Raw genomic sequence first — 13,454 nt, 5'->3', positions numbered from 1 at the left:
TTTTATACTTTATTAAATGCAGGAATTTACCTTGATAGTTCAGTAAGTGGTTTTTGATGATATATCGTTTCCGGTAAACAGATGTTATGTAAAATCACGCCTGATGCCAAGCTTCCTAATTTTAGAATTTAGAGTGGACGGCGGAAGATTTAAAAGTTCGGCGGCACCTCCCGCTCCCCATACCTTCCCCTTACACTTTTTAAGCGCATTTAAAATATGATCGCGCTCGTTCTGTACGATAGATTTGAATCCGTTAGCACTTGATTCATCCGCAACCGTCTCAGCATTACCTGACACAGGAATGGCAAGTCTTTTTATATGATTTGCCTGCGAAACAAGTACAGCCCTTTCTACCAGGTTTTCAAGTTCCCGTATATTCCCAGGCCAGTTATACTCCATCGCATCCTTTAACCCACGAGCAGAAATACCCGTAACATTTTTTCCTAACCTGATATTAAAACCAGATATAAAATGGTCTATCAATAACGGGATGTCGTCTTTCCTTTCTCTTAGAGAAGGGAGTGTAATGGGAAAAACATTTAGCCTGTAATATAAATCGAGCCTAAACCGACCAGCGGCAACCTCCTTCTCCAGATTGTGGTTAGTTGCTGCAATTACCCTTACATCTATCTTAATTGGTGCATTACCTGCTATCCGTTCAATTTCTTTTTCCTGTAAAACCCGTAGCAATTTGGCCTGGAGCTCATAAGGCATATCACCAATCTCATCCAGGAAAATAGTTCCCTGGTGAGCGCGCTCAAATTTTCCGACATGTTTGTTTACAGCTCCGGTAAAGGCACCTTTTTCGTGTCCGAAAAGTTCTGATTCTATAAGGCTTGAGGGCAGGGCTGCACAGTTAACTTTTACAAAGGGCCCTTCCTTACGCCCAGACGATGCATGTATGCTATGGGCGACTCGCTCCTTTCCGGTGCCGCTTTCGCCTAAAATTAACACCGCTGTATCTGCGGGAGCCACCTGTGTAATATGATCAAATACATTTAGCAGTAAATGGCTTTTACCTACTATGCCTTCAAAAACCGGTGCCGTATTCGTGTTCTTGCCCGTAAGCTTTTTATGATGTGCAGTGGTATATGGAGTATGCTGGATATCGAGTCCCAGAACCTGGCAAATAGCAAAAGATATGCTTGCATTTAGCCTGTCCAATAATGCAACCTGATCGGAACTATAGGCATCCGTCCGGCGGCTGTAGAAATATAAATGAATATTTGTATAGCCACTACAATCCAGAGGGTATGTTAAAAGGGAATTGACCATAAATTTATCTGCAATTTGCTTCCTTAACTTAAATTTACCCAGCATATTTTTAAAGTCATCGCAGATAAAAAAAGATCGCTCTGTGCCTTCTCCGGCGTACTGCATTACATATAATTCAACAAAATTGGTTTTTGTAATAACCTGAAATTCCTCCAGGCCAATAAATTGATATTCTTCAAAACCGGCACGTAAATAACTCATCAGGTTGATTGCTTCCCTACCCTTATCTATGCAAATGGCCAAATAGTCGTATGGGAGTATTGCCTGCATGGTTTTGGAAATTTGGTGCATTTTATCTGTGACAGATCCCTCCATCTTGACAATATCCTGTAGTGACTTCCGAAATTTATCTTCTCTTATTAAGGCAGCATCAAGGCTGTTTTCATGTCGGTATTGTGCTATTTCAAGCGTTACGATCAAATCCCTTTCCCTGAATGGTTTCACTATAAATCCGTAAGGCTGTGTAGCCTTGGCCTTTATCAGGGTAGCATGGTCAGAATTGGCTGATACATAGATAAAAGGTATATTCCGCTGCTTTAGAATGACGGCTAAATCTATACCTGACAAGCCTCCTTTAAGTTGAATATCTACAAGTGCCAGGTCGGGAGTTCTAGCGTCAATAATCTTTATCGCTTCCTGAACAGATTTCGCCATACCGCACACTAAATAGCCTGCTTCTTCAAGCATAATTTCCAGATTATTGGCCTCAATAAACTGGTCTTCAACTATTAGAACTTTTAATGCCATTGTAGGTGCGTTTAAGATGTTAATTAAAATCTGAGTATGATACCTAAAAGTGATACCTGCGCTGTTCCAAATATAAATTTCTTTTGTAATATATTTTTTCCCGTCACCAAAATTCGCTGCATCATTATTGGACTACAAATTCCAGGTATTACTCCAGTTTCATTTTCATGATAACACAAAAAAAAGGCAATTTATATCCAAAAGTCCATAACAGGCTAAAAATAATGGTATTAAAAAATTTACGAAATTGGAAGTTTGCGGCCAATTTCCCCCAAACTACCGGATACCGTAATAAGTTAGAAAAGCAATTCACGGAAATTGCGCCAATTTTTTCTGATTGCATCCATAAAATCTCCGAATTCAAGAAAGCCATAACGTATCATAACCTGAAATTGGGCTTATAAATTAAAAGTTAATCAAAAACAATATGAGTCAGGCGACCATATCCTGCCCGAAGTTTTTTAATCGGTATCTATAAGTCGTTTACAACTGTTAATCCCCCCCTTTTAAGCCCTAAAGTTTATGAAATTTCGCTGTTTTATTAGCGATATATCGCAAAACTTAAAAGATGAAAATAAAAATACATTGATTTTCAAATAGTTAAGAAACAGGTTTGATAATTGTTTAAATGCCAACGATCTAATAACCTAAAAAAATTAAAAAATGAACAATTAATTTTCAGGCATTAGCGAGGCCTGCCAATATATTAATAAACTGAAGGACATTAACCGATGCAATTTAAGAGTATAGCTATCAATTATTGATTTAAGAAAGAGCATAAACATTTTTACAAATGATTACAAAGACGAGTTTATTAAAGGCCTGATGAAAAAACCATAAAAAGATTTTTGTTTTTTTTAAGACCACTACCGAAATAAAACAAAACTTAACAAAGGGAAAAATTGCAATTCAAGGAGAAAAGAATCCATTGTTGCAGGTTTTTAATTACTACAACTTTGCATTATCAAATTAACAAAAACAACTAAGCATGACAATAAATATTGGAATTACAGAAAAAAACAGGAAACACATTACAAATGAACTTTCAAAAATACTGGCAGATGAATTTGTCCTTTTTACTAAGACCAAAAAGGCGCATTGGAATGTTGAAGGAATCGATTTTTATGAAAAACATAATTTTTTTGAAGCACAGGCAAATCAGATTGATGAATTTATAGACAATATCGCAGAGCGTATCAGAACATTAGGTCATTACACTCCCGCATCATTAAAATCCTATCTGGAATTGACACAATTAGCAGAACCAATTTCAAAATATGACAGTCAATCCCTCATCAATGCATTGCTGGCCGATCATGAAATTATCATCATTCAGTTAAGAAGAAACATAAACATCTTCGCAAATGATTATGATGATCCTGGAACAAGCGACTTCATTACAGGCCTGATGAAAGACCATGAAAAGATGGCCTGGTTTTTAAGATCACTGCTGAAATAAAATCATCAAGGGAAAAAAGTACAATTTAAAGAGAAAAGTATCCATTGTAAGCCTTCTCAGATTTGAACAACTTTGCTATATCAAATTTAACTATAACACTAAAAATAAAACCATGAACAAATTTACATTAAAAGACGGAACAGAAATTTATTTCAAAGACTTAGGAGAAGGACAACCAATCTTCTTTCATCACGGCTGGCCACTGTCATCAGATGATTGGGATGCACAGATGATGTTTTTCTTAAACCAGGGATACCGGGTAATAGCCCACGACAGACGCGGCCACGGCAGATCTACCCAAACATACAGAGGGAATGACATGGATACTTATGCATCAGATGTGGCCGAATTGACTGAATTCCTGGACTTAAAAGATGCCATCCATGTTGGGCATTCTACAGGAGGAGGCGAAGCAATCCGCTATGCCGCCCAATATGGTAAGAACAGGGTAGCAAAAGTAGTGCTGATCAGTGCCATTACACCTTACATGATTGCAGATGACAGAAATCCAGAAGGAGTGCCCTTATCAGTATTTGATGATATCAGCTTCAATACCTTAAACAACAGACAGCAATTTTACCATGACCTCACTGTTCCATTTTATGGCTATAACAGAGAAGGTGCCAATGTAAAAAAAGGAATTCAGGACAACTGGTGGAGACAGGGAATGATGGGCGGGATAAAAGCACATTATGATTGTATCAAAGTGTTCTCTGAAACAGACTTTACAGAAGATCTTAAAAGTGTAGAAATACCTGTATTGGTTCTTCACGGTGATGACGATCAAATTGTTCCTTACGCAACAACTGCAGTAAAAGCGGCAGAACTTTTAAAAAATGGCAAACTTATTATTTATAAAGGACTTTCACACGGGATGCCTACTACTGATGCAGATGTTATCAACAAAGACATTTTAGAATTTGTTCAAGCCTGATAAATTAAGAAAAGGAAAAAAGTGCAATTCAAAGGTAAAGCAATACACGATAAGCCTTGCCAAATTAAAACAACTTTATAACATCAGTTAACACTATAATTTAAACCAACAAATAACATCTTTAAAATTAACAAAATGAAGAATTTAATCTTATCACTGGGACTGTTTACTGCTCTATTAATCAACAGCCAGTCAATTGCACAAACAAAAAGAACACCGGCTTCTTTCGGAAGGGAAGAGTATATTGAAGTAGAAAAAAATGTAAAACTTCACATAACTGACCTTGGAGAAGGGCAACCGATAGTTTTAATCCACGGATGGCCATTGAGCGATGCCATGTATGAATACCAATATGCTTATTTTGTTGAAAAAGGATACCGCGTAATCGGGATCAGTTTAAGAGGGTTTGGACTATCTGACAAACCGGGAGGAAAATACAACTACGATGTTTTTGCAGACGATATCAAAGTTGTTCTGGACAAGCTCAAAATTGAAAATGCAACCCTGGGTGGTTTCTCAATGGGAGGTGCAACAGTAATTCACTATGCAGCCAAATATAATGCAGCCCACATTTCTAAACTGGCTTTATTTGGAGCAGCGGCACCTATCTGGACTAAAAGAGCTGATTTTAATTATGGTTACTGGAGTAAAGCTGATGTTGACGGGTTAATTCAATTGAACAATACGAACAGGCCGCAACTTTTAGAGAATTTCGGACAGATATTCCCGGCAAATGCAACCAGCGTATCTCCTGGATATGGAGCTTGGTTGGGAACAATCCAGGCACAGGCATCCCCTTACGCAATGGCTGAAGGTTTGAAAACTTTAAGAGATACCGATCTGCGTGATGACTTGAAAAAGATCAAAATTCCAACCCTTATCCTACACGGTAAATTAGACAAAATTTGTTCTTATGAATTGGCGGAGCAAATGCACAAATTGCTGCCAAAATCTACCTTGGTGCCTTTGGAAAAAAGTGGCCATGCCTTATTCATCGAAGAATTAGACAAATTCAACGCTGAATTACTGAATTTTATTAAAAAATAAAAATCTTTAAAAGGGGGTTAGTCTAAAAAACGATTATCCCCTTTTAATAACTAATTACTGGTTTAATATGAATAAAATTGCATCCCTTATATTTTTGATTGTTTTGTCTTCTTGTGGCAGTTCAAAAGAAATAACAACTGTAAAACATGCTAATTTGCCAACACCTATTGGCCCATACAGCCATTCTACAAGTTATGGCGATTTAATATTTATTTCAGGCCAGATTGGAATAGATCCGAAATCAAATACAATGAGAGCAGGAATCCAGGAGCAGACCCTCCAGATTTTCGAGAATTTAAAGGCCATTCTTCAAGACAACCACTCCGACTTAGACCACATTACCAAAACAACTATTTTCATCAGCGATATGAAACAGTTCGATGTTGTGAATAAAATATACGGTAGCTATTTTAAAAATCACTTTCCAGCCCGAAGTACCATAGAAGTGGTGTCATTGCCAAGGAATGCAGTTATTGAAATAGAATGCATTGCTGTTAAAAAATAACAGTCGCTTAGGGTTATAAAGATAATTTCAATACATTAAATTATAAAAATCAGACCTTTTTTCGAATTTGATGGGGAGAAAATTAAGTCGTTAGAAATTAGCTGATCAAGGTGTACATATTTGTGGCTTAATGCTGAAATGGATAAAAAATGATAAAAAAAAATTCAATATGCCTAATGTTTTGCCTGTTGTTAGCAACAACGGGCATCTATGCGCAACAGGTAAACGGTTTACTGGGTAAAGCATTAACCGAACGTACCCAACCCGCTCCGGAAAGTGTTTTCAGGAAGTTTCGTGAAGCCGGCATGAAGCCTGTTAACCATATACTAACAGTGAGTGAAAAAGAAAAGCTGAATAAAGCATTTTCTTTCCTGCCGCCCTTACATCAAAAGATTTTAAAAGAACATTTGTCTAGTGTCAGTTTTATGGATAATATGCCCAATACCGCACTTACATCGCCCGTAGAAACTACCGGCCCTGAAAAAATGTTTAATATAACTTTTCGGGCTGAAATCTTAAACCAAACCATTTCTGAGTGGGCAACATGGAAAGAGAACTCCTGTTATGTTCAACCTGAAAACAATGACTATCAGGTTACTATCGAGGCCGGTAAACTGGATGCCATGGTGTATATTTTACTTCATGAAGCTACCCATGTTGTAGATGCAGTTTTAAACATCACGCCACACCCTGACGACTTTGATGCATTAGTGGCTCCCACTCCTTTCACAGCAGATATCTGGAGTAAAATCAATAAACCTAAAGAAAAAGCGACCAGTGCATTGTTAGAAACTACCCGTTTTAGAAGTGGTAAGCCAGTACTAATTTCATCTGCCCAAAAAGTTTATGAAGCACTTAAGGAAACACCGTTTGCTTCTTTATACAGTATGGCCTCATGGCATGAAGACCTTGCAGAAATACTAACTATTTATCACTTAACCCAAAAGATGGGCCAGCCTTATAGAATACTGGTAAATAAAAATGGTGTCAATGTATTTGTTTATGAGCCTTTTATAAACAAACAGGTAATAAACAGGCAAAGTTTGCTGGCAATGTTTTATACACCATACAAATTGTGAGTTTTAGATTTCGGGAAAAATATCAGCAACAATATGACTTTACTGCCTGCCGGTAATTGCTATCGAATTTCCATCCAGCTAGGCCAGAGTACGGTATCCCCGTTCTACTTAGATCCGGCCTAACAAATTTTTCGGGCTGCACTGTTCTAGCCACACAACTGGCTTCAAAAGAAAACGGCGAAGCCCTCATGAATACAGCTGAAAGTTATAAACAACCAATGAATAAATTTTCAGCCGGCAGTTTTTGTTTTTTCATGTGTGTTTATATTTTTAATGGCATTCAAGCTAGCTACGCTGGTCTTTTTGATGCCAAAAAGAAAGAGCCCTTCGGCGGCGGCGGACATGTACCGATTTTTCATCGGTAGCCGAGGCAAGACCGTGGTGTATGGCAAAAGAAATCAATTGTTCATCACTCATATTGATTTTAAACAAATAATTAACCCTCAGGATGACATTTCGTATTTATGATACAGCCTCTTTAATACCCAAGTTGAAATGAAACAACATATTTTTGATGTAAGCCTAAAAAAAATAGGTATGGTGCAGATAGATGGTGAAAGCCTGGAACTTATAAATTCTGATAAATATAAATTGTATATAAAGGTACTATATGTTACTAAAGGTTATAAAATTAAAGTAGATTTTGAGGTGTATGACACAGCCGGCCCTTCACTTTTTTTCATCAGCCCTAATCAGGTACTAAGCATTGAGTCACTATCCAATGAGCCGGGATATCTTATATTTTATAACCAGGATTTTTATTGCATCCAGATTCATGATGAAGAGGTAGCCTGCGATGGGCTACTGTTCAATAATATTCACAATATGCCCATGACGGTCGTACCCGCACAGGAATCTGCATTTATCGATAATTTGTTTTTGCAGATAGAAGATGAATTTAACCTGAAAGACCATTCACAGGAAGAAATGCTGCGTACCTATCTTAAACAGCTTTTTATAAAGTCGACAAGGCTATGGAAACTACAGCACCTGGATGTAGTGATCGCCCAGGAACATAACGACATCGAATTTTTTAGGCGCTTTACCCGATTGGTTGACGCAAATTACAAGACAAAACACACCGTTGCAGACTATGCCGATATGTTAGCTATAGCGCCAAAAACTTTAACCCATAAATTTAAGCGTTTAAACCTGCCTCAGCCTAATGAAATCATTAAAAGCAGGATTATTTTAGAGGCTAAAAGGCTTTTGGTTCATACGCCTAAAAGTGCTAAAGAAATAGCTTACGAATTGGGCTATGATGACCCGGCATATTTCAGCAGGCTTTTTTATATAAAAACCGGCGAGACACCTTCTAAGTTCAAGAGCAAATATCTTAGCCACCAGGAAACTGAAACGCATAACTTAACCTCTTAACAACATGATCTAACTTCCCTGAGCAATAAAGTATCAATTTTACTGTTTGTGGATGCTCTGTTGTTTACACTTTTATTTATATCCAATAGTTACCTCATGATCAGGATTCGGCTGGATGTGTAATTCGCTTCAATTTCCTGTAGGCTTCCCATACTGTTTATGACAGGATTAACTTAATTCCATAAAACAGTATGGCAAATTGAAAGGATAAGGTTAATTTAAAATTCTTACTACCACCATTTTGCGCCTGATTCTCAGCAATTTTAGACGCTGACCTCTCTTTGTTAAAAATATTCCCTCTTTTTAAATCCTAAATACGCTTATTTATTAATTCTACTTGCTTTTTATTTGTAGTTTTACTCTTATTTACTAATGATTTGCCCTCAAATTGTTCTAACTATCGGTTGTCTAACACAAAACTCTCAAGATGCTTAAAATTACCCTGATTGTTACATCCCTTTTGTTCCTAATTTTCCCAATCCGGGCTCAAAATAACAAACAGGCAACCAGTGTTAAAAGACACGACAACTTGTTGAACGCAAAAACAGCCCAACAAAAAATTAAAGCGTTATTAGAATTGGGAGAATATCACTATTCAATATCCAATCAACATATCTATTTAAAATCCATTGATAGTGCTTTCTATTATGCACAAAGAGCGGCAAGCCTTAGCGAAGCTATAAATTACAAAATTGGGATTGGAGAATCGTACCTGCTGAGTAGTAAAATTTATATTAACACTGGCGCGGCCAATAAGGCCATCCAATTTGCGCAGCAAGCAGTAGATCTGTTTTCTAAACTGAAAGATGGAAACAACATAGCGCGATCTTATATGGCTCTTGTAAAAGCAAGAGGTACTCAGGAGGATATCAGTGTAAGTATCTCGCTTGCCCAAAAAGCATATACATTATACGAACACTCTGGAAAAAAACTGGAACAGGCGAATGCATTGGTCGAAATTGCCTACTTAAAAATGGGGCTTGGAAATATGGAAGCCGCAAAAACGAACTTCAAGTACAGCCTGGCGCTTTACCGTGAATGCAATTACAAGAAAACCCAGCGTGTATATTCGCTTTTAGGAATGGCTTACTTACAAATGGGGGCTTACAAAGAGTCGTTAGAAAATAGCCTCCAGGCTGTTAAACTTTTAGAAAGCAATAATGATACTTCTGTTTCAGCTGCCGAAATCTATAATTATGTTGCAATTACCTACAACCAGTTACAGGATATTAAAAGATCGAACGAGTATTTTCAAAGAGCCTACCGCATATCAGCAAGATTTAATGAGACGGAACTAAACACCATGATTCTTACCAATATTATTCAAACGTTCATCAATTTAAATAAGGATAAAGAAGCGATTCTCTACCTAAAAAAATTAGAAAAGGATATCGATAAAATGGACGAACCATCCCGTATTTTGTTAATCTCAAGAGCGCTAAGAGTATATACAGAAGTATCTGACTTTAAATCTGCCAAAAAATACAACGATGAGGCAATAAAGAAGTTAAAAGAACAACAATCAGGCAATAATACTAACCTGATATTATATCCTTCAATTATAAGATATCTGATCAAATCAGCCCAATATAGCAAAGCACGCAATTATGTAGCAAACTACAAAAAGATAAGCGAAAAAAACAAAGACAAGAAAAGACTTCAGGAAATACACATGACATTATTCCAGCTTGATTCAATTGAGTCTAAATTTTTATCGGCCATCCAGGAATATAAATTACAGCAAACATACAAGGATTCACTTTTCAGCCAGGAAAAGAACAAGCAAATTGCAGAACTGCAAATTAAGTTTGAAACAGAAAAAAAAGACAAAGACCTTGTGCTTAAAGAACAACAAAACAAACTGCTGAGAAAACAGGGTGAACTCCAAAAAACCAAACTGTCTAAAGCAAACCTTTTAAAGAATATCGGGTTTGGCAGTATGGCCCTGTTCCTTCTTATAATTGCTCTATTGTTTGCGGGTTACAGGCTTAAACATAAAACCAACCGGATACTGGAATCTCAAAAAGGAGAGATCAATCAGAAAAATGTGGCTCTCCAAAAATTAGTGGTTGAAAAAGAATGGCTGCTCAAAGAAATACACCACCGCGTAAAGAACAATCTTCAAATGGTAATGAGCTTGTTAAAAGTACAATCCCACCATCTTAAAGATCCGGCAGTGATATCTGCACTTAAAGAGAGCCAAAACAGGATACATTCTATGTCGCTCATCCACAAAAAACTTTATCAGTCAGAAAATGTCATGTCGGTAAACATGTCTGTTTATATACAGGAATTGGTAGAATATTTTCAAAGCACCTTCGATATGGACCGACGGATCCAATTCAGTTTGGATCTGGAAGCAATCGACCTGGATACTTCTCAGGCAGTTCCTTTAGGGCTGATACTGAATGAGGCCATTACTAACTCCATAAAGCATGCATTTGCAGGCAAGGAAAGCGGTTTAATCTCTGTATCTTTTAAATGTTCCGGTCAAGACCACATAAGGATGTCCATCATGGATAATGGCGTCGGGATTTCAGATGATTTTGAGGATTTAGGTTTTAAATCATTAGGGATGAAGCTGATACAAGGTTTTAGTACAGATTTGGATGCTAAGCTGTTGATAAAAAATGAGAGTGGACTACTTATAGACATTGAATTCCCCTACAATCAGTAAATGATACAAACCATTTACAAGCAGGTTGCCCGTTCTCAAACCATTAAATAGGTCCATCCCTTTAGCACTGGCGTGGGCTTCGATAAAAGATCTATGCTTCGCTCCTATTTACCGTAGCGGATAAAAACGTAAGTGTGATGATAATTTTCTTATTGTAGCTGCAGTCTAATCAAATTAATGATAAAAAGAAACGTTAACGTTCCCAAAATGTAGAACTGGATTCTGTTCACATTTTTCGTTTCGAATTTTTGTATACAAATTCTGTCAATAATTATGATCAAAACAGGTAACGGTAGCCAGAATAAGTTTACCCAACCCTGCAGTCTTTCATTCATTCCATTTTGGTTTATCATAATTAAGGAGGAAACTATAATTCCCGGTATTGAAATTATACTGATTACAAAAAACAATGTTATTTTCTTCAGAAACGGTGCTGTCATAAAACTATAGGTAACTCCGCGGTATCTAACAAAATTAATAAGGAGTTAATAACCGAATATACAAGAATTTTGCAGGTTTGATATTCGAACATGGATTTCTAAATTTATAGCTAGTGCTAGCTATAATATCACAAGGGTATAGAGAAATGGTTGCAACAGGCCTAAAACATATTTGCATGATAGATTTGCCAGGGAAATTGCTTTTAACTTTCCTCTAATAATTCTTCACTCTTTCTGCGCATGCCTAAGCATTATGTTTGCCACGGAAGCACGAAAAACACGGAAAAACTTTAATCTCCTCCGTGATTTCTGTGCTTCCGTGGCTAATTAATTTTTAAAAATGTTTTAAAGGCAATTTTCCCTGATAGATTTGCTGTTTATTAGGTTACCAAACGGCTTAATCCGTATTAATAGAGATACCAACTTCAGTAAGCATGTATGACCGTTTAAAAAATCTCTTGTCGCCGATTTTCATCTTTTGCCTCGTGCTCCTGATCCTCAACGACTTCCTGCTGAAAGATACCTTTCATAATGTGCTTACCGGCAAACTGTCTGATTTTTGTGGACTGTTCATTTTCCCTGTTTTTTGGTGTGCACTCTTTCCCAAATTTAAATCCTGGATCTTTATCCTAAGCGGCATACTGTTCGTTTTCTGGAAAAGTGAATATGCTTCCGGACTGATTGAATTGGTGAATACTTTCTTTCCCCTCCAGCGTACTGTTGATCCTACCGATTTGCTGGCCTTACCGGTGTTGTTGCTCGGCTGGTTGCATCTCAAAGGCAGACCTCAGCCCGCATTGGGCAAATCTCTATTGCCGCGGCTGGCCACGGCGTTTATCGCCATCGTTACCATTTTCTCCTTCTGCGCTACCAGCCAGAGGCCGTATCTCCAATCTTTTGACCATCCCCAGTACGTGCTTTTACGATCTGCTGTAACTCCGGATGTGAAGCTTTATGATGAATTTGAATTTTACAGGAAAGATTCGTTGCTCGTTGTTAAGGTCAACCATAAGTACATCAGCCGGCCTGTTATGGACGACGATTATAACAAGAACCGTTCTCTGGAAGATCTCGATATCCATGCGCGGGGGCAGATAGCAGATAGTACGAGCTTGATGCCACCGGGAAAAATCACAGCGCTGACCATAGAAACCCCACAGGGCAGAGATGCTTTAAGGTTTAAGGGCGGGCGGCTTGACGGCAGATTCACCCGGACAAAAAACGGTAAATTGATGATTGAAGGCTTTTATAAGATGGGCATTGAAGACTCCATTTGGACCTTTAGGGATAGCACTAGCAATGCGGTGATGAAGCAGACCATTGTGAATGGGGAGCGAACCAGGGTTGAGCAGTTCCGGAATGGTAAACTGGTTTCCTCAAACGGCATCAATACCCGGGCAGACAGCATCAGGAATATCTACATTAAAATCGGAATGCTGGCACTGTGCATGGTTGGCATTATACTCTTGTTGCGCCAAAACTACCGCAAGACCTCCCCTAACCAACTTGTAATCAAACGATACTGGAAATGGCTATTGTGCCTGCTTTCCCCAATTTTTGTCTGGCTATCCTACCTGGGTTTGAACATATTGCTCATAAATTACAGTCCTGATATCTTTGAGACCCTGGCGACCATTATTTTCATCTTTATGGCAACCTGCCCGCTGATGTTTGTTGCCATCTTTCGGATCAAGCTGAGAAAGGAAATCGACATTGTATTATACTGCTTGTTATTTGGGCTTGCATGCAGCATCTGGACCATAAGCGGTATCCTTATTGAACTTGCCAATTAGCTTAATCTACAGGTAAAAGTATTCTTGGAAATAAATAACCCCGAGGCAAGCCTCGAGGTATTAAAAGAGTCTGAGTTGTTCTAAATGTACTTTTTGATACTCATTTTCCTTGCCTTGATTC

The 13,454-nt window shown here is 37.8% G+C and carries 10 protein-coding genes; 9 read left to right on the top strand and 1 reads right to left on the bottom strand.

All coding sequences use genetic code 11. From position 1 onward, the window contains the following. Positions 1-84: 84 nt before the first annotated feature. Positions 85-2,022 (bottom strand): sigma 54-interacting transcriptional regulator, encoded by a 1,938-nt coding sequence (locus tag BCL90_RS00055; RefSeq protein ID WP_121281938.1) that lies wholly within the window; start codon positions 2,020-2,022, stop codon positions 85-87. A 988-nt stretch (positions 2,023-3,010) separates the two neighbouring features. Here BCL90_RS00055 and BCL90_RS00045 point away from each other — a divergent pair. The 9 genes from BCL90_RS00045 (at position 3,011) to BCL90_RS00005 (ending at position 13,333) form a co-directional block, all read left to right on the top strand. Then, a complete protein-coding gene (locus BCL90_RS00045) occupies positions 3,011-3,481 on the top strand; it encodes a Dps family protein (protein WP_121281936.1) in 471 nt (156 codons plus the stop codon). Positions 3,482-3,593: 112 nt separating this feature from the next. Then, on the top strand, positions 3,594-4,415 hold the full coding sequence (locus tag BCL90_RS00040; protein WP_121281935.1) for an alpha/beta fold hydrolase: 822 nt from the start codon (positions 3,594-3,596) through the stop codon (positions 4,413-4,415). Positions 4,416-4,550: 135 nt separating this feature from the next. Further along, on the top strand, positions 4,551-5,462 hold the full coding sequence (locus tag BCL90_RS00035; protein WP_121281934.1) for an alpha/beta fold hydrolase: 912 nt from the start codon (positions 4,551-4,553) through the stop codon (positions 5,460-5,462). A gap of 67 nt (positions 5,463-5,529) precedes the next feature. Next, a complete protein-coding gene (locus tag BCL90_RS00030) occupies positions 5,530-5,967 on the top strand; it encodes a Rid family detoxifying hydrolase (protein WP_121281933.1) in 438 nt (145 codons plus the stop codon). 149 nt (positions 5,968-6,116) lie between these two features. Further along, complete coding sequence (locus tag BCL90_RS00025; protein WP_208647480.1) at positions 6,117-7,046, top strand: hypothetical protein; 930 nt, start codon at positions 6,117-6,119, stop codon at positions 7,044-7,046. A 188-nt stretch (positions 7,047-7,234) separates the two neighbouring features. Next, entirely contained in the window at positions 7,235-7,411 is a 177-nt protein-coding gene (locus tag BCL90_RS25475; RefSeq protein ID WP_166792288.1) for a hypothetical protein, read from the top strand. A 130-nt stretch (positions 7,412-7,541) separates the two neighbouring features. Continuing rightward, complete coding sequence (locus BCL90_RS00015) at positions 7,542-8,423, top strand: helix-turn-helix domain-containing protein (RefSeq protein ID WP_121281931.1); 882 nt, start codon at positions 7,542-7,544, stop codon at positions 8,421-8,423. Between the two features lie 427 nt (positions 8,424-8,850). Continuing rightward, on the top strand, positions 8,851-11,100 hold the full coding sequence (locus BCL90_RS00010; RefSeq protein WP_121281930.1) for a tetratricopeptide repeat-containing sensor histidine kinase: 2,250 nt from the start codon (positions 8,851-8,853) through the stop codon (positions 11,098-11,100). Between the two features lie 874 nt (positions 11,101-11,974). Beyond that, positions 11,975-13,333 carry a toxin-antitoxin system YwqK family antitoxin gene (locus BCL90_RS00005; protein WP_134380814.1) on the top strand — a complete coding sequence of 453 codons (1,359 nt, stop codon included), beginning with the start codon at positions 11,975-11,977 and terminating at the stop codon, positions 13,331-13,333. Positions 13,334-13,454 lie beyond the last annotated feature (121 nt).

Origin of the sequence: Pedobacter alluvionis, assembly GCF_003664035.1 — a bacterium.
Taxonomy (GTDB): Bacteria; Bacteroidota; Bacteroidia; order Sphingobacteriales; family Sphingobacteriaceae; genus Pedobacter; species Pedobacter alluvionis.
The sequence above is the reverse complement of the archived record's forward strand: the minus strand, read 5'-3'. Positions and strand labels throughout refer to the sequence as shown.